Below are 21,534 nucleotides of genomic sequence, written 5' to 3'. Positions count from 1 at the left end.
GCGGGCGTGCCGCGCATCCCCAGCGAGAAGACCGATCCCGAGAACACCGGCACCCCGGGGTCGGTTCCCGGGAGGTCCGGGGCCGTGCATGATCGGCTCGACCACTTCTTCCATGTCTCCGAACGCAACTCCACGATCTCCCGGGAGATGCGCGGCGGACTGGTCACCTTCTTCACGATGGCCTACATCGTGGTCCTCAACCCGATCATCATCGGCGGCGTCGCCGGCAGTGACCGTAACGCCGACGTGTTGGGCAACGTGCTGCCGATTGCGGCCGTCGCCGCGGTGACCGCGCTCGTCGCCGGGCTCATGTCGATCGCCTTCGGCGTCATCGCCAACTACCCGTTCGCCATCGCGACCGGACTGGGCATCAACAGCCTGCTCGCGGTGAGCATCGCGCCCGACGTCACCTGGCCCGAGGCCATGGGCCTCGTCGTCATCGACGGCATCATCATCGTGCTGCTCGCGGTCACCGGACTCCGCAGTCGCGTGTTCGCGGCCATCCCTGCCGAACTCAAGGCCGCCATCGCCGCAGGCATCGGCTGCTTCATCGCGTTCATCGGCCTCGTCGACGCCGGTTTCGTCACCCGCACCCCCGACGCCGCGGGCACCACCGTCCCCGTCGGCCTCGGGGTCGGCAACTCGATCACCACCCTGCCCACGCTCGTGTTCGCGGTCGGGGTGCTCGTGATGGGTGTGCTCGTGGTGCGCAAGGTGCGCGGCGGTCTGCTCATCGGCATCGTCGTGACGACCCTGCTCGCGGTCGTGGTGCAGGCCTTCGCCGACCTGCCCGCCTCGGGCAACGGCCGCAGCGGATGGAGCCTGAACATCCCAACGTGGCCCGGGACCATCGGTGACCTCCCCGATCTCAGCCTCGTCGGCGACGTCGACATCTTCGGCGCGTTCATCCGCATCGGCGTGCTGTCGGCGTCGATCTTCGTGTTCACCCTCGTGCTGTCGAACTTCTTCGACGCCATGGGCACCATGACCGGGCTGGGCAAGGAGGCGGGCCTCGTCGACGCCGACGGCAACCTGCCGAACGTGGGGCGCGCGTTGGTCGTCGAGGGTGTCGGGGCCATCGCCGGCGGCACCGCGTCGGCGTCGTCGAACACGGTGTTCGTCGAATCGGCGTCGGGTATCGCCGAGGGCGCGCGCACCGGACTGGCCAACGTCGTCACCGGGCTGCTGTTCCTGGTCGCGATGTTCTTCACGCCGCTGTATCAGATCGTCCCGCTCGAGGCCGCCGCCCCGGCGCTGGTCGTGGTGGGCGCGTTGATGATCGCCCAGATCCGGTCGATCGACCTGACGCGGTTCGAATACGCGCTGCCGTGCTTCCTCACCGTCGTCGTGATGCCCTTCACCTACTCGATCGCCAACGGCATCGGCGTCGGGTTCATCAGCTGGGTGGTGCTTGCCGCCGCCCGTGGGAAAGCGCGATCGGTGCACCCGCTGTTGTGGATCATCGCGGTGCTGTTCGTGGTGTATTTCGCCAAGGGCCCCATCGAGACACTCATCGATCGTTGACCACGGATTTCATACCGACGACCGATGCGCGGTCATTCATAGGAGTTGGCGCGTCACATTGGTAGTTCGGCGTGCAATGGGTATGACGTGACCTATTGTTGACCCCGTGAATGCCAAAGACGACAAGCTGGCCAGCGATCTGGCTCTTGCGGTTGTGCGCCTGGCGCGGCACCTGCGCGGGCGGCGGCAGTCCTCCACGGTGTCGTTGACGCAGCTGTCGGCATTGTCGACCCTCGATCGCGAAGGCCCCATGACGCCGGGCGCGATGGCCGCCCAGGAGCGCGTCCAGCCGCCGTCGATGACCCGCGTCATCGCCTCGCTCGCCGATCTCGGCATGGTCAAGCGCGACCCGCACCCCACCGACGGACGTCAGATCATCGTCACGCTGTCCGATCTCGGCAACGAGGTGGTCCGCGACGAGACCAACGCCCGCGAGGCGTGGCTGCGCGGTCAGCTCGAGAAGCTCGACGGCTCGGAACAGGCCGTTCTCCGTCAGGCCGTCGAGATCATGTCGACGATGGTCTCGAGCAGCGACTAGTTGTAGTGACCTGACACGTTGTTGTCAGGCGGCGAGCCGGCTGATGGGTGGTTGTCCGCCGAGGGCGGAGTGGCCTCGTTGAGTGTTGTAGCGGCGGAGGAATCGGTCAAGGCCTGTGGTGCGTGCGCGGTTGGATGACCAGGGGCGGGCGTAGGCCCATTCGGTGAGCAGGGTGCGGTTGAAGCGTTCGGCTTTGCCGTTGGTCCAGGGGCAACCGGGTTTGATGAAGCGGCGTTTGAGTCCCCAGGCGGTGCAGACCCAGCCCCAGTTGCTGCCGCGGCGGTAGACCATGGCGTTGTCGGTCAGCAGCCGTCGCACCCGGATGCGGTGGCCGGCGAACCATTCCAGAGCCCGCTGCAGGAACGCGGCGCTGGTGAGGTCTTTCTCGTCGGGGAGGACTTCGCTGTAGGCAGGCCGGGTGTGGTCGTCGATGGCGGTGTGGATGTAGTCGTAGCCGATGCGGACTCGTTTGTGCCGGTTGGCGACTGAGACCGCGGCGTCACGTCCGTGTAGTCGCCACCCACCTCCGGTGGGGATGCGGCCGAGTTTCTTGACATCGACGTGGACCATCGAGCCTGGGGTGCGGTGCTCGTAGCGGACGTTGCTCCGTCGCGACGCACGTACCGGTTCACCGGTGATCGGGTCGATCGCCGCCAGGTGGGGCATGTGGTGGCGGGCCAGGATCCGGCCGACCGTCGAGGGATTCAGACCGAGTTCGGCGGCCAAGACCACCGCGCCGGGGCGACGGCGGCGGCGCACGGCAAGAACCCGTTGTTCGATCCGGGCCGGTGCGCGGCGCGGCGTCCGTAACGGGCGTGAGGATCGATCTGCCAGGCCCGCCTCGCCGTTGTCGCGGTGGCGGCGTAGCCATTTGTAGACCGTGGCCCGCGAGACCCCAAGTTGCTCGGCGACGTGGGCTGGTGGCCAGCCGGCAGCGACACGCTCGATCATCAGGCGGCGAGCGAATACGGTGGTACGGGCGTTAGCGTGGGACACGAGGACCTCCTACGGGTAGATGCCAGACACATCCACTCCGTCAGGAGGTCCTCCCCATTTCAAGACGGCACGCCGTAAACAACGTGTCAGGTCACTACAACTAGTCGCGGGGTTCTCGAGCCGGGTTTGCCTGATCTGCCCTCTTCTTAGCGGCGGTAACATGGTCGGGTGCCGTTGCCCCTGATGTTCTCGTCCCTCGGGGTACGGAACTATCGCCTCTGGGCCGGTGGCCAGGTCGTGTCGCTCGTCGGCACCTGGATGCAGCGGATCGCGCAGGACTGGTTGGTCCTGCATTTGTCCGGGAACAGCGGTCTCGCCGTCGGCATCGTCATGGCCCTGCAGTTCGGGCCCACCGCCGTGCTCTCGATGCCGGCCGGTGCGCTCGCCGACCGCTTCGACAAACGTCGTCTGCTGATGGCCACCCAGATCGGCATGGCGCTCTGCGCATTGTTCCTCGGCGTGTCCGACACCCTCGGCATGGCCACCCTCGGACAGGTCTATGCGCTGTCGCTCATCCTCGGGTGCATCTCGGCGATCGACGCCCCGATCCGCCAGTCGTTCACCGTCGAGATGGTCGGTCCCGAACACCTGCCCAATGCGGTCGCGTTGAACTCGATGACCTTCAACCTCGCGCGCATCATCGGCCCGGCCATCGCCGGCGTACTGATCACCGTGATCGGTACCGGCCCCGTGTTTCTCGTCAACGTGGTCAGCTTCGTCGCCGTGCTCATCGGGTTGGTGCTGATGCGCCCCGGCGACCTGCTGCGCAGCGAACGGTCCACCGGACGGTCGTCGGTGCGCGCCGGCATCGCCTACGTCCGAGCCCGACCCCACCTCGTCGTCGTGTTCGCCACGGTGTTCATGGTGTCGACGTTCGGCATGAACTTCCCGCTGTCGCTGGCGTTGTTGACGGCCAACACCTTTGCCGGTTCTGCCGGTGGGTACGGCTTCCTCTCGACCATGCTCGCCGTCGGGACGTTGGCCGGTGCGACCCTCGCCGCGCGTCGTCGCCACCCGGCGCGTCTGCGGCACTTCCTCGCCGCCGCCACCGTGTTCGGTGTCCTCGAGGTCGTCGTGGGGCTGATGCCGAACTTCGCGTGGGTCGCCGTCATGCTCGTGCCCACCGGCGCGGCCGTCCTCACCTTCAGCACCTCGGCGATGAACATCGTGCAGCTGTCGGTGGACTCGTCGATGCGCGGCCGCGTGATGGGTGTCTACATGTTGTGCTTCCTCGGCGGGACCCCGCTCGGCAGCCCACTGCTCGGCTGGCTCGCGCAGGTGACGGATCCCCGTGCGCCGTTGATCCTCGGCGGCGCGATCAGTGTCGTCGCGACCGTCGGGTGCATCGCGGTGCTCATGCGCGTCCGCCACATCCGACCCCACGTCGACCACGGCAAGCTCGTCCTCACCCCCGGCGACACCAAGGATCCCGTCACCGTCTGACCTGCCCGGTCGACGGGGTGGGGTGGGTCAGAAGAAGGTGCCGGAGAACGGTTTCCGGTCGGTGAGGAAGGCCTGATCGAGGTCGCAGAGGGTGGTGTGGTCGGCGGCCCAGAGGCGGTCGGCGGCGGCGAACTCCGTGGCGCGGTACCCGCCGAGGTAGATGCTGCCCAACACCGACACGTCCATGCGCACCGTCGCGGGTTCCTCGGTCGGTGCCGCGGTCGCCTGACCGTCGCGCACCGACATCGCGAACCGGCCACCGTTGCCGCGGAAGGTGTCGGTGATCTCGAGGACCGCGTCGAAGTCCTCGGAGTAGGTCCGTGCCTCGAGTGCGGCGGTTATGTCGATGATGCGCAACCACATCGAGTCCGAGATCGCCGTCACCGTCGGTGCGCGCAGGTTCGTCAACTTCATCGGCAGCGGGTCGTCCACCGGGATCGATGCGGTGACCGTGGGCGTCAGGTCGAGGCCGAGCAGCACTCGCCACAGATCGGTGTGCGCGGTGTCGGTGATCGCGACGAACTCCGACACCTCCGCCCGTGACGTCCCGTCGACGTGGTTGATGCGGTAGCTGGCGTAGCCGTCGGGATGCACGAGGTAGTGCAGCGCAGAACGGCCGTCGCGCAACATCTCCCGGTCGGCGAAGATCATGTTCCACCACACCCGTGACCGCACGATCGCGCCCGGGTTCATCGACGCCCAGCGGTCGTGCAGATCGGGCACCAGCGCACGGACCTGCTCGTCGGTCGCGAACCGTACGGGCGAGTACGACGGCGGCGGGTCCCGTAGCTCGGCCTTGTTCAGGTCGATCGTCGCGCTCTGCTCGAAGCAGGCGGGCCCGTAGCCGAACCGTTCGTAGATCGTGGCCTCGCTGGCGGTGAGGATCGAGAAGACGTTCTCCTCGCGCTCCCACTGGTCGAAGAGCTCGGTGATCATCATGCGCAGGATGCCGCGGCGACGATGCGTGGCCGCCACCGACACCCACGACAGGCCCGGCAGGTCGGCACGGGTGCCGCCCGGCAGCGTGAGGGTCATCCGGTAGAACATGGCGACACCGGCGAGCACCGATCCGTGCGGTCCCGAGTCGTCGTAGACCACCACCACGTCGGAGTCGCGCAGCTTGCTGCGGATGTCGGCCTCGGCCTCGGCGTCGAGCGGGTGGATGAACGCGAACGCGCGGGCGTCGGCCGCGATGATCGCCGGCCAGTCGGCGTCGGTGGCCCGCCGCAGGGTCAGATCGGTGTCGGTCACACCTTCTACGTTTTCACATCCGGCGGTCCCGGAAATATCGGGACTCGATCCACGCTTGACTCTGGTCATGAGTCAGACGAATGGATCCGTGTCGCACGAGGGGGCGGGCATGCGCCTTCTGCCCACAGCCGGGCTCGCCGTCGTACTCGGCGCGGTGATGCTCGGCACCACCATGCCGACCCCGCTGTACTCCACCTACGAGCGCGAGTTCGGGTTCTCGCTGCTCACGGTGACCATCGTCTACGCGATGTACGCGGTCGGCGTGCTCGCGGCGCTCATCGGGCTCGGGACCTGGTCGGATGTGCTGGGTCGCCGGCCGATCCTGGCGCTGGGCGTCGGGTTCTCGGCGGCCAGCGACGTGGTCTTCCTCCTCGCCGGGGACACCACCGTCCTGCTGATCGCACGGGTGGTGTCGGGGCTGTCGGCGGGTGTGTTCGTCGGGACGGCGTCGGTGTCGATCATCGAGATGGCCCGCGGACGACTGGCCGGACGCGCGCCGGTGATCGCCTCGCTGGCCACGATCGGTGGGCTCGGTCTCGGACCGGTCGTCGCATCGATGCTGATCACGTGGGCTCCGGCGCCCCTGCACACCACCTACTGGGTCCACCTGGGTCTGATGGCCGTCGCACTCGCGATCATCGCGGCCGTCCCCGAGACCCGCGGTCGCCACCGTGAACGTTCGCTCGGACTCATGCCGGTGCGGGTGCCCGAGGACATCCGCGCGTTCTTCCTGCGCGCCGCCCTGCTCGGGTTCGCAGGGTTCGCGGTGATGGGCCTGTTCACCGCCCTCGCACCCACCATCTCGTCCACGATCGTCGGCGTGCACTCGGCCATCGGCGCGGCGCTGCTGACGGTGTCGGTGATGGCGGGATCACTGCTCGGCCAGCTCTCCGGCCGCGCACTCGCCCGCGAGGTCGCCGACATCCTCGCGATCGTCGCGATGATCGCCGGTATGGCGGTCCTCATCGTCACCCTCGTGGTCGGACGGTGGGAACTGCTCGCCGTCGCCGGGATCGTCGGCGGATTCGGGCAGGGCATCGCGTTCGCGCGCGGCCTCCAGGGCATCGCCACCGGCGCCCCGGCCGACGAGAAGGCCGCGGTGACCTCGGCCTACTTCGTGATCACCTATATCGCCATCAGCCTGCCCGTCGTCGCCGAGGGGTTCCTCTCCCGCGCGGTCGGGGTGAAGACCGCAGGCATCACGTTCGCCGCCGTGGTGATCGGGCTCGTCGCCGCCGCCGCGCTCCTCCTGGTCCACGAACGGCGTGTCGAGGCCGCGCGCACGACACCGGCGACGGCGGACGCCTCCGCCTGATCGTCCCCGCCTGATCGTCCCCGTCTGACCGTGCGCCGGGCCGCGCGGAACCCGTCGGGTTGGATGGGCCCATGCCTGTAGACGTCATCGACATCGTCGACCCCGACGATCCCCGCGTCGACGACTTCCGTGACCTGAACTCCGTCGACCGGCGCCCCGACCTCCCCGTGTTGCCCGGCGGTCGTCCCGGTCGGGGACTCGTCGTCGCCGAGGGCGTGCTGGTGGTGCAGCGGATGATCGCCTCGCGGTTCACCCCGCACGCGTTCCTCGGCGTCGACAAACGCCTCGGCGAGCTCGCCGACGATCTCGCGCTCCCGACGGTCGACGGTCTGCCGTTCTACCGCGCGAGCGCCGAGGTGATGGCCGAGATCGTCGGGTTCCACCTCAACCGCGGCGTGCTCGGGGTCGCGCGCCGACCCGACCGTCTCACCGTCGACGACGTCGTCGCCGATGCGCGCACCGTCGTCGTGCTCGAGGGCGTCAACGACCACGAGAACATCGGCAGTATCTTCCGCAACGCCGCCGGACTCGCGGTCGACGCGGTCGTCTTCGGTCGCGGGTGCGCCGACCCCCTCTACCGCCGAGCCGTCCGTGTCTCGATGGGTCACGCACTCCTCGTACCGTTCGCGGCTGCGGAGAACTGGCCCGGCGACCTCCACGACCTCCGCGACCGCGGGTTCACGGTGGTGTCGTTGACACCCGACGCCGATGCGGTGCCGCTCGCCGACGCCGTCGGCGCCGACAGGGTCGCGTTCATGGTGGGCGCCGAGGGACCGGGACTCTCGGAGACGGCGATGCGGGCCGGCGATGTACGGGCGCGGATCCCGATGGCCCGCGGCACCGATTCGCTCAACGTGGCCACGGCGGCGGCGATCTCGTTCTACGCCCGCGTCGCCCGATGATGGGTGGTTCTCGCGACGACAAGCCCAGGTGGGTTCCGCGAGTACACAGAACCGGTCAGCGGCGAAGGTGCCGCAGCGCGGACGACGCCGCGTTGTAGCCGCCCATCCCGTGGGCGCCGGCGCCCGGCGGGGTCGACGCCGAACACAGGTACACCCCGTCGATGCCCGTGGCGTAGGGATCGATCGCCGGGCGCGGCCGGAGCAGCACCTGCAGCCCGCCGTTGGAGCCGCCGATCACGTCGCCGCCCGCGTAGTTCGGGTTGCCGGAGGCGAAGTCGGCGGTGGTGGTCACCGAGGTGGCCCGGATGCGCGAGGAGAACCCGGGCGCGAACCGCTCGATCTGTGCTGTGATCGCCTCCGTCGCGTCGCCGGAGAACCCGTGCGGCACATGGGCGTAGGCGTAGAGAGGGTTCAGGTCGCCGTGTGCGCGCGACGGGTCGGCGACGTACTGCTGTCCCACGATGAGGAACGGCCGGTCCGGCATCACCCCTCGCGCCACGAGTCTCTCGGCGGCGAACACCTCGTCGGCGTCGCCGCACACGTGGACGGTGCCCGCCGACGCGACGCCTGGAGCGGTCCACGGCACGGGGCCCTCGATCGCGTAATCGACCTTGAACGCCCCCGGCGCGCGGCGGAACCGGCGATAGGCGCGGTGCACGCGACGGGGGAGGAGGTCGCCGTAGATGTCGGCGGCCACCTGCGGCGAGGTGTCGAGGAGCACGATGTCGGCCGGCGGCAGGTCGGCGGTGTCGGTCACCCGGTGTCCGGTCTCGACGGCCCCGCCCAGGTCGACGAGCATCGCTGCGAGTGCGGAGGTGATCGCGGCCGAGCCGCCCCGCGCGACCGGCCAGCCGAAACGGTGCCCCGACGCGGCGAGCATCAACCCGACCGCGGACGTCAGCGGTCGGTCGAGGCGGGTGTAGGCGTGCGCGGCGGCACCGGCGAACGCGGCGCGTCCCTGCGGTGTCGCGAACAGGCGCGCGGTGATCGTCGCCGGCGGCAGTGCGCGGGGACCGAGCGCGGCCAACGCGAGCAGGTGTCGCGGCAGGTGCACGATCGGTTGCATCACCTCGGCGGCGAGGTCGTCGAACCGCGCGGCCAGGGGTCCGACCAGCGCGCGCCAGCGCGAGCCGTCGCGGCCGAGTCCGTCGGCCGTGGCGTCGATGGACCGGTGGAGCAGCGCCGCGGTGCCGTCGTCGAGGGGGTGCGCGCAATCGATCGGAGCGTGATCCCAGTGCAGTCCGTAGCGGGCCAGGTCGAGACCCGACAGGAACGGTGACCCGACACCGAGCGGATGGAACGCCGAGCAGTGGTCGTGGGTGAGCCCGGGCAGCGTCAGCTCGCCCGAACGCGTACCGCCACCGATGGTGTCGGCGGCCTCGAGCACCGTCACCGCGACACCCGACCGGGCGAGGTGGACGGCGCCGGCGAGCCCGTTCGAACCCGACCCCACCACCACGGCGGTCGTCATCGGGGGACGACCTGCGACACGACCTTCCGACCCATGGGTTCGACGCTACCGACTCGCACGGGCAGGGGAGACAATGACTCATGTCGTCCGCCGAGCCGACGCCCTGGGCACTGGGGCTCACGCTGGCCGCGGTCTCGGCGATCGTCGTGACCGGGGCGGTCCTCGGTGTCTACAGCGTCGTCGCCGAGACGGGCCGCCTGCTGGGCGTGTTCGCCGTCGTCGTCGTGTGCGGGGGCATCGGCCCCTCGGCGTGGGTGTGGCGGGAACGCCCGGTGCTGCGATGGATGGGCGGCGGTGCGCTCATCGGCCTCGCCGTCGGTCTGGTGGTCGCGGTCGCGTACGCCGCGACACGGTGATCAGCGCTTGCCGAAGCCGAACCATCGCGCCACCTTGACCACCGGTGGCGCGTCGTCCTCGACGGGCCGGGCGCCCGAGTCGGCGGTGTGCGGGGCCGATGTCGCCGGGGTGTGGTCGGCGTCGGTCGGCTGGTGACCTGCGGGGCGGATCGCGAAGCGCGACACGGGAAGACGCGAGATGGGGAAGTCGGCCCCGGCGTTCTCCGGTGACCCACGGCCCGCGTCGAGACGCAGCCCCAACCAGGTGTGCGCGGCGCAGGCGGCGAACTCGACCGGGTGGAACGGCAGGGCCTGGGGATCGTGGGCCACGCCGTCGACGTACTGCAGCGGATGCTCGCCGGCCCAGAAGGGGCCCTCGAAGAGGAAGGGCAGTCCCTCGTTCTCGACGATGTCGACCGGGTCGGCGGCGAAGGAGCGGCGCAGGCGTCCGGAATCCCACTGTGCGAACACGCCGTACGCGGCCTCGGTGTCGGTGTGGACGAGGTAGGCGTGCGCGGTGGGGCGGGCGGTCACGAGTTCTCCGGGCAACTCCGACGGCCGGGTCGCGGCGAGGCGGGGACCCGCGATCACCGCGAGACGTCCGTACACGCCGACGCCGATCTCGTCCTCGGCGCCCGACGCCACACGATCGAGGGTGGTCTCGCCCCGCGGGACGAGGACCGAGTCGCCGACGACGGTGCGCGCCAGGGTCTCCGCGGTGACGTGGTCGTTGACCACGCCGAGCCGCAGATCGGCGATCGGGTCATCGCTGTCGATCAACCAGAGCATCGATGTCGTCGCCACGACAGGCACTCCTTCGGTCACTGACGCCCCAACCCGTTACTGGTGCCCATTGCTACGGACTCCGAGGAGGACATCTTCCCACGCCGGAACCGAGGGTTTGCGTGCGGCCTTGCGTCGACGAGGGGTCGGCGCCTCGTCCGATGTGGGTGTGCCGCTACGCATGTCGAGCGGATCTGCGGCAGGCGCGGGCACCGTCTCGGACGCCGCGGTCTCCGAGGTCGCGGCCGGCGTCGGCTCGGCCCTTGTCTCCCTGTCGATCTCGGTGGCACGGTCGATCTCGGTGGCACGGTCGATCTCGGCCACCGGTACCTCGTCGGGCTCGACGTCGTCGTCGAGATCGTCGACCACATCGGCGTGGTGGTCGATGAGCGTGGGCTGGTGTGGTTCGGGGGTGTCGGACGCGACGACCCGCGCACGTTGGCGACCGATGAGGTCGTCGGCACCGACGGTGTAGTGCTCACCGGCCGCGGCGAGGGAGACGACGGAGGTCAGTCCCCGCAGCGGACGGCTCAGGTCGGGGTCGGTGATCTCGTCGGCGGTCTCGTCGAGCGGCTCGGTGATGCCACCACCCGAACCGGGCTGGTATCGCCAGTGGGCGTGGTTCTCCGACCGTCCGACCCGCCAGCTGACCTGGACGATCCAGCGACCGTCCTCGCTCTTCCAGGCGTCCCAGTCGGTGTCCTCGGGGTTGTGGCCCCGGGCGCCGAGTGCCGACGCGACGACCTCGGCCAGTGTCGACAGGGCCGGTCCGTCGATGCGGATGGGGTGCGAGGACGAGGCCAGTTCGGCGGCACGTGACCGTTCGAGGAGCACCGGGTGGGCGAATCGGGAGACCTTCTCGGGCGTCACCCCGGCCGCGGCGGCGACCTGGGCGACGCTGGCACCGGCCCGGATGCGGGCCTGGATCTCGCGCGGTCGCAGGGTGGACTCCATCTCGATCTCGATCTGTCCGAGTCGGGAGATGTCGCCGCGTGCCGCGGCGCGCAGTCGGTCGTCGGCGGGGAGATGGAACTTCTCGCCGGAGTCGGGATCCTGACAGATCACCGACCCACCGTCGGTGTCCAGACCGATGACACGCAGTTCACGCATCTGCCCCTCCTCCTCGAGTGAGAGCGGGTGTAACCGATCTGTCGTGACCGATGTTCATCCGAGCGACTGTTCACCCGACCCTAGTGCAGCGACGGCGTGTCGGGTCGATGACACACCGGGAAACACCAGCTCAGCAGGGCTGTCTCGATTGTCCCACGGGCCACTTGCGTCACGCCCACCCCCACCAGTTGGGCCCTCGTTTGCGTTGGTTGGGCCGTTGTTCGTATCGGTGGGGCACCGGAGCCCACTCGATACGAACGTCGGCCCACCTGGCGCGAACGACGGCCCACCTGGCGCGAATGTCGGCCCACCTGGCGCGAACGACGGCCCAACTGGCGGGGTGGCGGCAGACAGGGTCAGAGCGCGGCGACCACGTGGTCGATGCAGCGGGTGAGCGCGGTGATGTCGTCGGGCTCGATGGCCGGGAACATGCCGATGCGCAGCTGGTTGCGACCGAGCTTGCGGTAGGGCTCGGTGTCGACGACACCGTTGGCGCGCAGGGTCTTGGCGACGGCCGCGGCATCGACCGAGTCGTCGAAGTCGATGGTGCCGACCACCTGGCTGCGGTGCTCCGGCGCGGCGAACGGCGTCGCGAACTCGCTGGCCTCGGCCCACTCGTAGAGACGCGACGAACTGTCGGCGGTGCGCTTCGTGGCCCAGTCGAGGCCGCCCTGGCCGTTCATCCACTCGAGCTGGTTGGCCAGCAGCAGCAACGACCCGACCGCGGGGGTGTTGTAGGTCTGGTTCTTCGAGCTGTTGTCGACCGCGGTCGGCAGCGACAGGAAGTCGGGGCACCAGCGGCCCGAGGCCTCGATCGACGCGATCCGCTCGAGTGCGGCCGGGCTCATCAGTGCCAGCCAGATGCCGCCGTCGGAGGCGAAGCTCTTCTGCGGCGCGAAGTAGTAGACGTCGGCGTCGGCCGCGTTCACCGGCAGGCCGCCGGCACCCGACGTCGCGTCGATCACGACCAGCGCGTCACCGGCCGCCGACGGGCGCGAGACCGGCACCGCGACACCGGTCGAGGTCTCGTTGTGGGCCCAGCCGATGAGGTCGACGTCGCCGGCCTGCTCGGCGGTGATGTCGGCCGGGTCCGGGGCGGTGCCCGGGTCGGTGGAGATCACCGTCGGGTCGTCGAGGAACGGCGCCTTCTTCGCGACACTGGCGAACTTCGACGAGAACTCGCCGTAGGTGAGGTGCAACGACTTGCGCTCGATGAGGCCGAAGGACGCGGCGTCCCAGAACGCGGTCGACCCGCCGTTGGAGAGGACCACCTCGTACCCGTCGGGCAGCGAGAAGAAGGTGTGCAGCCCGTCGCGGATCGCGCCGACGACGTTCTTGACCGGCGCCTGCCGATGGCTCGTGCCGAACACCGATGCGCCGGTGTCGACGAGCGACTGCAGCTGCTCGGGGCGGACCTTCGACGGGCCGCATCCGAAGCGGCCGTCGGCGGGGAGGAGGTCGGCGGGGATGGTGATCGCGGAATCGCTCATGGGGCGATCGTAGTTGCCGCAGCCGTGGTCGACGACGGCGCATACGGCCCGTCGACACCACCGGGACCCGCACACCCTTGCCCCCGACTGAACAACTGTTTAGTATGTTGAACGGTTGTTCAGCCACGATGGGTCGAGTGCAGTAGGGGAGGGAACCGACGTGAGTGATCTGACCGCCCGCGCGCGGGTGCGTGACGCCGCGATCGCCGTCTGGGCCCGCGACGGGTTCGTCGCGTCGGTGCGGACGATCGCCGAGGAGGCCGGGGTCAGCCCGGGACTGGTCATCCACCACTTCGGGTCGAAGGAGGGGCTGCGCGCCGAGTGCGACGCGCACGTCGCCGACGTCACCCGTGAGCGCAACCGCGCCGCCCTCGCCGATGCCGAACGCGGTGCCACGGCCGTCGGCGACCAGCTCGCGGGCCTCGCCGACGCCGGACCCTCCCTGATGTACTTGGTGCGCAGCGTCGCCGACGGTGGCGAGTTCGCGCGGTCCTTCATCGCCCGCCTCGTCGCCGACACGCAGGAGTCGATGCGGATCGGTGTCGCCGGAGGTGTCATCCGGCCGTCGGTCGACGAGGCCGCCCGTGCGCACCACCTGGTGGCACAGTCGCTCGGCGCGATGCTCGTCGACCTCACCGTGCACCCACCCGCCGATCACGCCGACAGCGCGGCCATCGTGCGCGACCACGTGCAGCGCACGATGGTGCCCGCCGCCGAATACGCCACCCACGGCGTCCTCACCGACACCTCGATGTTCGAGGCCGTCCTCGCCCACCGGAGGGCAGAGCGGTGACCGCATCGCGCGAGGCCGTGGTGGCCGTGTCCGGCCTGCGCAAGCGGTTCGGACGCAGCCAGGTACTCGACGGGCTCGATCTCACCGTCGAGAAGGGTTCCGTCGCAGGCTTTCTCGGACCGAACGGCGCCGGGAAATCGACCACCATCCGGGTGCTGCTCGGGACCTGTCGGCGCGACGCCGGGTCGGTCGGCGTCCTCGGGGGTGATCCCGTGCGCGACGCCGTGGCCATCCATCGCCGGATCGCCTATGTCCCCGGCGATGTCGCCCTCTGGCCGCAGCTGACCGGTGGCGAATGCATCGACGCACTGCTCGCGCTGCGGGGGGCGACACCGCGACCGGCCGATCGCGCGGCGATGATCGAGCGCTTCGATCTCGATCCCACGAAACGTGTGGCGACGTATTCGAAGGGCAACCGCCAGAAGGTCGTGCTCGTCGCCGCGTTAGCCTCCCGCGCCGACCTGTTGATCCTCGACGAACCCACCTCGGGTCTCGATCCGCTCATGGAGGACGTGTTCGGGCGCTGTGTGCGCGAGGCGGCCGACGCGGGCACCTCGGTGCTCCTGTCGAGCCACATCCTCGGCGAGGTCGAACGACTCTGCGACACCGTGACCATCATCCGGTCCGGGCGCACCGTGGAGAGCGGGACGCTCACGCAGATGCGTCATCTCACCCGCACACGGGTGACCGCCGAGGTGGTCGGGTCGACCGACGGGCTGGCCGGGCTTCCGGATGTCGCGGACCTCGAGACGACGCCACCGACCACCGACACCGACGCCACCGCGGTGACGCTGTCGGTCGCTCCGGCGGGACTGTCGGCGCTGCTGGTCGAACTCGGCACCCGCGGGGTCCGGTCGCTGCAGATCGCGCCGCCCTCGCTGGAGGAACTGTTCCTGGGCTACTACGGCACCGACCGTGACACTCCCCACCGGGACGAGCCCCACCGTGACGTCCACTGACCTGCGCCGGCCGACCGCGGGGGTCGGGTTGCTGACCGGTTTCGCGGCACGGCGGGAGCGGGTCCGCACACCCCTGGCCGTCGTCGCGCTGCCGGTGCTGGTCGGGGTCACGGGTGCGGCCATGGCGTCGCTGTATCCCGACGCCGCCGCCCGCGAGGCGTTGCGCTCGGGTGCCGCGGACAATCCCGCGTTCCGGCTGCTACTCGGTCCGCTGGGCGGCGACACCTCCGCCGCCGCGATCACGACGTGGCGGGTCGGGCTGTTCCTGGCGCTCGTCGCCGGGATCCTGGTCGCCCTCACCGTCATCCGGAACTCTCGCGCCGAGGAGGATGCGGGCCGCGGCGAACTCGTGCGCGCCGGTGCCGTCGCACCGACGGCTCCGATGCTCGTCGCCGCGGCGGTCGCGACGACCGTGGGTGTGGCCCTCGGCATCGTGACTGCCTGTGCGACAGCAGTCGTCGGTGCGTCGGCCGCATCGGCGGTGATGGTGGGCGTCGGCTACGTGACGGTCACCGCCGCCGCCGTCGGGGTGGCCGCGATCGCCGATCAGGTCTTCGCCACCGCACGCGCGGCGGGCGTCGCCGCCGTGACCGTGCTGGCCGGTGGCTACGTGTTGCGGGGCGTCGGTGATCTCGTCGACGGGTTCACCTGGCTGCGATGGGTGTCGCCCGTCGGGTGGGTCGAGCTGATCGACCCGTTCGGGCAACGCCGTGTGCTGCCGGTGGTCGCCGGGGTGACGGTCGGCGTCGTCGGGGTCGCGGTGGCGGCGGCCGTCGCGCGTCGTCGCGATCTCGGCGAGGGCCTGCTGGTGCGTCGAGCCGGGCCCGCGGGATCCCGACGACTGCGCGGTGCCGGTGCGCTGGAGGCGCGGGTGTCGGCACCGACGATCGCGCCGTGGGTGTCGGCGACCGCGGCCTACTGCCTGCTGCTGGGCTTCCTGCTGTCGTCGGTGGGTGATCTGGTGCCCTCGAGTGGTGGCGTCACCGACATCGTCCGCGACCTCGGGGGCGGTGGCGCGCTCGCGGAGGCGGTCATGACCGCGGTGCTCGGGTTCGTCGGTGTGATCGCCGGTCTCGCGGGTGTCGCGGTGGTCGTCCGGGCCCGTGCCGACGAGACAGCGGGGCGCACCGAGCAGATCCTGGCCACGGCGACGTCGCGGTCGCGGCTGTTCCTCAGCACCGCCGCCGCTGCTCTCGGGGCGTCGGTCGCCGTGATCGTCGCGGCCTCGGTCGCCGTCGCGGTGGCCCACGCCGCCGGCGCCGGGACGTCGGCGGTGCCCGACATCGGGACCGTCCTGGGTGCCGGGGCCGTGCAGATCCCCGGAACGCTGCTCGTCGTCGCGGTCGGTGTCGCCGCGTACGGCTGCCGGCCACGTTTCGTGGCGGCGGGATGGGCCGCTGTTCTGGGGGACATGCTGCTCGCCCAGTTCGGCGAACTGTTCTCCCTGCCCTCCTGGGTGCGTGATCTCGCACCCCACACCCACGTGTCGGGGATGACGCCGGGCCACGTCGGACTCACCGCGCCGATCGTGAGCCTCGTGGTCGCCGCGGCGCTGCTCGGCCTCGGCTGGTGGGGGTTCGGTCGGCGCGACATCGTCGGCGCAGGAGGCGGGTGACACGATGCGGTCGTGGATGTCGAGACGTTTCGCCGACTGCTGACCGAGCCCGGCCAGGCGTTGCTGGCCGAGATCGCCGAGCGCGCCGGCGTCGAATCCGATCACGCGCTGGGCAGCCGGCTGCGCACCGTGCACGACGGCGACTTCGTGGCCGCCGCCGTCACCCAGAACCACCTTCGTGGGCTCGCGAGAACCAAGTTCGGCGACGACGCCGCACGCATGTACTTCACCCACGACGCCCTCGAGCAGGCCACCCGCGCCTCGGTCGCGACGCATCGCGCCCAGACGCTGCGGTCACTCGGCGCCGATGCGGTGGTCGATCTCGGCTGCGGCATCGGCTCGGATCTCCTCGCATTCGCCCGAGCGGGTCTCGCGGTGCGGGGTGTCGACATCGACCCGGTCCGCGTCGAGATCGCCCGGGCCAATCTCGCCGCCCTCGGCGTGCCGGGCACCGTCGAGGTCGGGGACGCCACCACCGCGCCGGTCGCCGACGGGGAGGTCGCGTTCTTCGATCCCGCGCGGCGCACCGCACGGGGCCGGGTGTTCCGTCTCGACGGCCTCACGCCGCCATGGGATCTCGTGGCGCAGCGGCTCGCAGGGCGCGCGGTCGCCAAGGTGATGCCCGGTATCGCCCATGACGACATCGGCGACGGAGTGCGCGCCGAGTGGGTCTCCGAACGGGGCAAGCTCGTCGAATGTTGCCTCTGGGGAGCAGGATTCGACCACGACGACGCCGGGCGGCGCAGTGCGACCCTGCTGCCGGCAGGGGTCTCGATGAGCGGCGGCGGCCCTACCGGCTCCGACGCCGACACCGACGAGGCGGGTCCGGTGGGGCGGTACCTCTTCGAACCCGACGACGCCGTGATCCGCGCCGGCCTCGTCGCCGATCTCGCCGAACAGATCGACGGGTGGCTCCCCGACCGGCACATCGCCTACATCACCACCGACGACCCGGCCGACACCCCGTTCGCGCGGGGATATCTCGTCCTCGACGAGCTGCCCTACCGGACCAAGCAGTTGCGCACGGCCCTACAGGATCTCGACGTCGGCACGCTGACGGTGAAGAAGCGTGGCGTGCAGGTGGTCCCGGAGGATCTCATCGCCAAGCTCCGACTCACCGGAAGCCGCTCGGCGCTGATCGTGCTGACCCGGGTCGCCGGTGCGGGCCGCGCCTTCCTCGTCGAACCGCTCGCCCGCGGCTGAGAACGCCCGGGGGTCAGGCGATCTCGCCCCAACCGTCGACGTCCTCGGGGCGTCGCGGCCCGGGTCCGGTGTAGATCGCGGCCGGCCGGACCAGCTTGCCCAGGCGCTTCTGTTCCATGATGTGGGCGCACCATCCCGCGGTCCGCCCGCAGGTGAACATGGCGGGCATCATGTGCGGCGGCACCTCGGCGAAGTCGAGGATCACCGCGGCCCAGAACTCGACGTTGGTCTCGATGGCCCGGTCGGGACGCCGTTCGCGCAGCTCGGTCAGCGCCGCCTGCTCGAGTGCCGCGGCGACCTCGAAGCGGGGTACGCCGAGTTCCTTCGCGGTGCGGCGCAACACCCGGGCCCGTGGGTCCTCGGCCCGGTAGACCCGGTGCCCGAAGCCCATCAGCTTCTCCTTGCGGTCGAGGATGCCCTTGACGAGCCCGCGGGCGTCGTCGGACTGTTCGACCTCGGTGATCATCGGCAGCACCCGCGCCGGGGCGCCACCGTGCAGCGGTCCGCTCATCGCGCCGACCGCTCCCGACAGCGACGCGGCGACATCGGCGCCGGTGGAGGCGATCACGCGGGCGGTGAAGGTGGAGGCGTTCATGCCGTGTTCGGCGGCGCTGACCCAGTAGGCGTCGATCGCCCGGATGTGCGCCGGATCGGGCTCACCGCGCCAGCGCGTCATGAAACGTGCAGTGACGGTGTCGCATTCGTCGACCTGCGCCTGCGGTACGGCGGGCTGGTGGATGCCGCGCGCCGACTGCGCCACGTACGACAGCGCCATCACCGACGCCCGGGCGAGGTTGTCGCGGGCGGTGGCGTCGTCGATGTCGAGCAGCGGCTGATACCCCCAGATCGGGGCGAGCATCGCCAGCGCGGCCTGCACGTCGACGCGGACGTCGCCGGTGTGGATGGGCAGCGGGAACGGTTCGGCCGGGGGCAGGCCGTCACCGAAGCGACCGTCGACCAGCAGGGCCCACACGTCACCGAACGTGACCCGGTTCTCCACGAGGTCCTCGATGTCGACGCCGCGGTACCGGAGGTTGCCGCCGGCCTTGTCCGGCTCGGCGATCTCGGTGGTGAAGGCGGTGACACCTTCCAATCCCGGAACAAAACCGTCGGGGACGAGGTCGTCGGGCACGTGTGCGGTGTCCGAGGGGGTCGGTGAGCTCTCTGCCATCAAGTCGACTCCTTCGTCGCCCGTTCGCACTGCTGACGGTGAGAACTCTAGTGCCCACATCCGCACACACCGAGTCAGCCCACAGGGTTCGACCGGCACGCAGGTGGGTACGTCGACGACAACAGCGAACGCCATCGACACAGGAGCGACCATGACAGACCCGACAGCGCAGGGACCGGCCCCCGACGACGACAGGGCGGTCCTCACCACGCGGCAGGGCCACCCCGTGTACGACAACCAGAACCAACGCACCGTCGGCCCTCGGGGTCCCGCGACCCTGGAGAACTACCACTTCCTGGAGAAGATCAGCCATTTCGACCGGGAACGCATCCCCGAGCGGGTCGTGCACGCTCGGGGCGCCGTCGCCTACGGCCACTTCGAGGCGACCGGGAAGTGGGGCGACGAGCCCATCGCGCAGTACACCCGGGCGCGGCTGTTCGCCGAGGAGGGCACCCGCACCGACGTCGCCGTCCGGTTCTCGACCGTCATCGGTGGGCGCGACAGCTCCGAGTCGGCGCGTGACCCCCGGGGTTTCGCGGTGAAGTTCTACACCGAGGACGGCAACTGGGATCTGGTGGGCAACAACCTCGGGGTCTTCTTCATCCGCGACGCGATGAAGTTCCCCGACGTCATCCACGCACTCAAACCCGATCCCGTGACATTCCGGCAGGAACCGGCCCGCATCTTCGACTTCATGTCGCAGACCCCCGAGGCGACGCACATGCTGGTCAACCTGTTCTCGCCGCGGGGGATCCCCGCGAACTACCGCACGATGCAGGGGTTCGGCGTCAACACCTACCGATGGGTGAACGCCGACGGCCACACCCACCTGGTCAAGTACCACTGGATGCCGACGGTGGGCGTCGCGAGTCTGACCGAGGTCGACGCCGCGGCGATCCAGGCCCGCGACCTCGGACACGCGAGCAGGGACCTCCACGACCGCATCGAGGCCGGTGAGTTCCCGCAGTGGGATCTGCTGGTGCAGATCATGAGCGACGACGACCACGACGAACTGGACTTCGACCCCCTCGACGACACCAAGGTGTGGCCCGAGAACGATTTCCCGCCGAGGCTCGTGGGGCGGATGACGTTGACGTCCAACGTCGCCCACCACTTCGCCGAGAACGAGCAGATCGCGTTCGGCACCGGCGTGCTGGTCGACGGTCTGGACTTCTCCGACGACAAGATGCTCGTGGGTCGCACGTTCTCCTACTCCGACACCCAGCGGTACCGCGTGGGCCCCAACTATCTCCAGCTGCCGGTCAACCAGCCGAAGAACGCCTCGGTGGCGACCAACCAGCAGGGCGGCCCGATGCAGTACCGGGTCGATGCGGTGGGGAACGACCCGCACGTGAACTACGAGCCGTCGACCACCGGTGGTCTGCGGGAGGCACGGGCACCCCACGGTGACGATCAGGGCCCACCGGTCCACGGCCGCCTGACGCGGTCACGTATCGACCGCACCGACGACTACACCCAGGCGGGGCAGCGGTATCAGCTCCTCGAGCAGTGGGAGAAAGACGATCTGGTGGGCAACCTGGTGGCCAACATCTCCGAGGCGACCGCTCAGGTGCAGCAGCGGATGGTGTGGCATCTGCTCATGGCCGACGACGAGCTCGGAATCCGGGTGGGCCAGGGGCTGGGTGTGTCGCCCGACGACGTCCGGCACCTCGAACCGCTCGCGACGCAGTCACTGTCGGACGCCGAGGAGCAGCGGCGAGTGAACCTGGGCAAGAACGGCCCGCGCGACGTGGAGGGCCTCGTCATGACCCACTGCGTTCCCGACGAGCACGTGGAGGTCGCATCGTGACCGTGTCGGCCGAGGACGTCCGCGCGCTGCTCACCAGCGACGCCCGCGACGCTCATCTGATCCTGGAGGAGGGCGTGGTCTCGGTGGTGTCGGCCGATGCCGTCGCCGACGACCCGTCGGCGCTGGTGGTTGCCACCGCACGCGAGATCACCGACGCGCTCGGGCACGCTGACCTGCCCGGTGACGACCGACTCCGCATCCTGGCGGCACAACTCGACAGTCGCGTGGCCACGCTCGGCGGCTGACGTGGCAGGCCCCCGCACCCATCATCCCCGACGAAAGGCGTCATCATGTCCACCACCCCGAACCCGTCCGACACCCCCGATCCGTCCGTCCCGTCCGTCCCGGCCGCGTCCGGTCCCACGCCTCCGCTGCCCATGACGGCGGCGGTGGCCGCGGGTGCGGCCTCGCAGGCGGCGCCGGTCGGGCCCCGCGTGCTCGGCGCGATCACGGCCGCCTACAGCGCGGCGCTGCTCGTCCGGCCCTCATTGCTCGCCCGACCGTGCGGTTTCGCGCCGGGAACCGCCGTGCCCCGGTCGGTCGCGACCCTCATCCGGGGGATCGCCGTCCGCGATCTCGCCGGTGGCGTGGCGATGGTGGCCGCGCCCCCGGGAGCCCCGTTGACCGCGGCGATCGGTGTGCGGGTCGCCTCCGACCTCGGTGACGCCGTCGTGTTCGGTGCCGGCCTCACCGGCACCCGCGCGCCCAAGATCGCGGGATTCGCCGCGATGTGGGGTGCACTGTGTGCTGCGTCGACCCTCGTCGGGCGGCGCTGAACGCGCCCGGCCCCGCGTGATCGACGCCGTGCGGAGGTGACCGTCCGAC

General features: G+C 70.2%; 20 protein-coding genes. 13 read left to right on the top strand and 7 right to left on the bottom strand.

Going from position 1 to position 21,534, the window contains the following annotated elements; genetic code table 11:
- Positions 1-84: 84 nt before the first annotated feature.
- A complete protein-coding gene (locus ACQ7HM_RS11035; RefSeq protein WP_434216410.1) occupies positions 85-1,524 on the top strand; it encodes an NCS2 family permease in 1,440 nt (479 codons plus the stop codon).
- Positions 1,525-1,630: 106 nt separating this feature from the next.
- Positions 1,631-2,062: a MarR family winged helix-turn-helix transcriptional regulator gene (locus tag ACQ7HM_RS11030; protein ID WP_045824141.1), complete on the top strand. Its 432-nt coding sequence runs from the start codon at positions 1,631-1,633 to the stop codon at positions 2,060-2,062.
- A 24-nt stretch (positions 2,063-2,086) separates the two neighbouring features.
- Here ACQ7HM_RS11030 and ACQ7HM_RS11025 read toward each other — a convergent pair whose 3' ends face one another.
- Positions 2,087-3,058, bottom strand: coding sequence for an IS481 family transposase (locus ACQ7HM_RS11025; RefSeq protein WP_434216298.1), 972 nt, complete (start codon positions 3,056-3,058; stop codon positions 2,087-2,089).
- A gap of 183 nt (positions 3,059-3,241) precedes the next feature.
- Here ACQ7HM_RS11025 and ACQ7HM_RS11020 point away from each other — a divergent pair, with 183 nt between their 5' ends.
- On the top strand, positions 3,242-4,501 hold the full coding sequence (locus ACQ7HM_RS11020; RefSeq protein WP_434216409.1) for an MFS transporter: 1,260 nt from the start codon (positions 3,242-3,244) through the stop codon (positions 4,499-4,501).
- 27 nt (positions 4,502-4,528) lie between these two features.
- Here ACQ7HM_RS11020 and ACQ7HM_RS11015 read toward each other — a convergent pair whose 3' ends face one another.
- A complete protein-coding gene (locus ACQ7HM_RS11015; protein ID WP_434216297.1) occupies positions 4,529-5,752 on the bottom strand; it encodes a GNAT family N-acetyltransferase in 1,224 nt (407 codons plus the stop codon).
- A gap of 67 nt (positions 5,753-5,819) precedes the next feature.
- Here ACQ7HM_RS11015 and ACQ7HM_RS11010 point away from each other — a divergent pair, with 67 nt between their 5' ends.
- Both ACQ7HM_RS11010 and ACQ7HM_RS11005 read left to right on the top strand, forming a co-directional pair.
- Complete coding sequence (locus ACQ7HM_RS11010) at positions 5,820-7,067, top strand: MFS transporter (protein WP_434216296.1); 1,248 nt, start codon at positions 5,820-5,822, stop codon at positions 7,065-7,067.
- 71 nt (positions 7,068-7,138) lie between these two features.
- Positions 7,139-7,969, top strand: coding sequence for a TrmH family RNA methyltransferase (locus ACQ7HM_RS11005; RefSeq protein WP_434216295.1), 831 nt, complete (start codon positions 7,139-7,141; stop codon positions 7,967-7,969).
- A gap of 55 nt (positions 7,970-8,024) precedes the next feature.
- Here ACQ7HM_RS11005 and ACQ7HM_RS11000 read toward each other — a convergent pair whose 3' ends face one another.
- Complete coding sequence (locus ACQ7HM_RS11000; RefSeq protein WP_434216294.1) at positions 8,025-9,440, bottom strand: phytoene desaturase family protein; 1,416 nt, start codon at positions 9,438-9,440, stop codon at positions 8,025-8,027.
- A gap of 80 nt (positions 9,441-9,520) precedes the next feature.
- On the opposite strand from ACQ7HM_RS11000, the gene ACQ7HM_RS10995 reads away from it, so the two are divergent.
- Complete coding sequence (locus ACQ7HM_RS10995; RefSeq protein ID WP_434216293.1) at positions 9,521-9,796, top strand: DUF2537 domain-containing protein; 276 nt, start codon at positions 9,521-9,523, stop codon at positions 9,794-9,796.
- On the opposite strand, the gene ACQ7HM_RS10990 is transcribed toward ACQ7HM_RS10995, so the two are convergent.
- The 3 genes from ACQ7HM_RS10990 to serC all read right to left on the bottom strand — a co-directional run bounded on the left by ACQ7HM_RS10990 (position 9,797) and on the right by serC (position 13,158).
- Positions 9,797-10,579 (bottom strand): DUF6928 family protein, encoded by a 783-nt coding sequence (locus ACQ7HM_RS10990; protein WP_434216292.1) that lies wholly within the window; start codon positions 10,577-10,579, stop codon positions 9,797-9,799. It abuts the gene before it with no gap.
- A gap of 36 nt (positions 10,580-10,615) precedes the next feature.
- Positions 10,616-11,668, bottom strand: coding sequence for a septation protein SepH (gene sepH / locus ACQ7HM_RS10985; RefSeq protein ID WP_434216291.1), 1,053 nt, complete (start codon positions 11,666-11,668; stop codon positions 10,616-10,618).
- 356 nt (positions 11,669-12,024) lie between these two features.
- Entirely contained in the window at positions 12,025-13,158 is a 1,134-nt protein-coding gene (serC, locus tag ACQ7HM_RS10980) for a phosphoserine transaminase (RefSeq protein WP_434216290.1), read from the bottom strand.
- A 160-nt stretch (positions 13,159-13,318) separates the two neighbouring features.
- On the opposite strand from serC, the gene ACQ7HM_RS10975 reads away from it, so the two are divergent.
- The 4 genes from ACQ7HM_RS10975 to ACQ7HM_RS10960 are packed head-to-tail and all read left to right on the top strand — an operon-like array spanning position 13,319 to position 17,728.
- Positions 13,319-13,951 carry a TetR family transcriptional regulator gene (locus ACQ7HM_RS10975; RefSeq protein WP_434216289.1) on the top strand — a complete coding sequence of 211 codons (633 nt, stop codon included), beginning with the start codon at positions 13,319-13,321 and terminating at the stop codon, positions 13,949-13,951.
- Positions 13,948-14,910 carry an ABC transporter ATP-binding protein gene (locus ACQ7HM_RS10970; RefSeq protein WP_434216288.1) on the top strand — a complete coding sequence of 321 codons (963 nt, stop codon included), beginning with the start codon at positions 13,948-13,950 and terminating at the stop codon, positions 14,908-14,910. The genes ACQ7HM_RS10975 and ACQ7HM_RS10970 overlap by 4 nt, the downstream gene beginning before the upstream one ends.
- The gene (locus ACQ7HM_RS10965; protein ID WP_434216287.1) at positions 14,897-16,525 is read left to right on the top strand and encodes an ABC transporter permease; all 1,629 of its coding nucleotides are present in this window, start codon (positions 14,897-14,899) and stop codon (positions 16,523-16,525) included. The genes ACQ7HM_RS10970 and ACQ7HM_RS10965 overlap by 14 nt, the downstream gene beginning before the upstream one ends.
- A gap of 12 nt (positions 16,526-16,537) precedes the next feature.
- Positions 16,538-17,728 (top strand): class I SAM-dependent methyltransferase, encoded by a 1,191-nt coding sequence (locus ACQ7HM_RS10960; protein ID WP_434216286.1) that lies wholly within the window; start codon positions 16,538-16,540, stop codon positions 17,726-17,728.
- A gap of 13 nt (positions 17,729-17,741) precedes the next feature.
- Here ACQ7HM_RS10960 and ACQ7HM_RS10955 read toward each other — a convergent pair whose 3' ends face one another.
- The gene (locus tag ACQ7HM_RS10955) at positions 17,742-18,899 is read right to left on the bottom strand and encodes a citrate synthase 2 (RefSeq protein WP_434216285.1); all 1,158 of its coding nucleotides are present in this window, start codon (positions 18,897-18,899) and stop codon (positions 17,742-17,744) included.
- Positions 18,900-19,050: 151 nt separating this feature from the next.
- Between ACQ7HM_RS10955 and ACQ7HM_RS10950 the strand changes: the two genes are divergently transcribed.
- The 3 genes from ACQ7HM_RS10950 to ACQ7HM_RS10940 are packed head-to-tail and all read left to right on the top strand — an operon-like array spanning position 19,051 to position 21,485.
- Positions 19,051-20,709 carry a catalase gene (locus tag ACQ7HM_RS10950; protein ID WP_434216284.1) on the top strand — a complete coding sequence of 553 codons (1,659 nt, stop codon included), beginning with the start codon at positions 19,051-19,053 and terminating at the stop codon, positions 20,707-20,709.
- Complete coding sequence (locus ACQ7HM_RS10945; protein ID WP_434216283.1) at positions 20,706-20,954, top strand: hypothetical protein; 249 nt, start codon at positions 20,706-20,708, stop codon at positions 20,952-20,954. Before ACQ7HM_RS10950 ends, ACQ7HM_RS10945 begins: the two co-directional genes overlap by 4 nt.
- 45 nt (positions 20,955-20,999) lie before the next feature.
- Positions 21,000-21,485 carry a hypothetical protein gene (locus ACQ7HM_RS10940; RefSeq protein WP_434216282.1) on the top strand — a complete coding sequence of 162 codons (486 nt, stop codon included), beginning with the start codon at positions 21,000-21,002 and terminating at the stop codon, positions 21,483-21,485.
- The last annotated feature ends 49 nt before the right edge of the window (positions 21,486-21,534 follow it).

The sequence above is a fragment of the Williamsia sp. MIQD14 genome (assembly GCF_051025635.1).
Classification (GTDB): Bacteria; Actinomycetota; Actinomycetes; order Mycobacteriales; family Mycobacteriaceae; genus Williamsia_A.
This window is presented reverse-complemented; position numbering and strand designations above follow the sequence as displayed.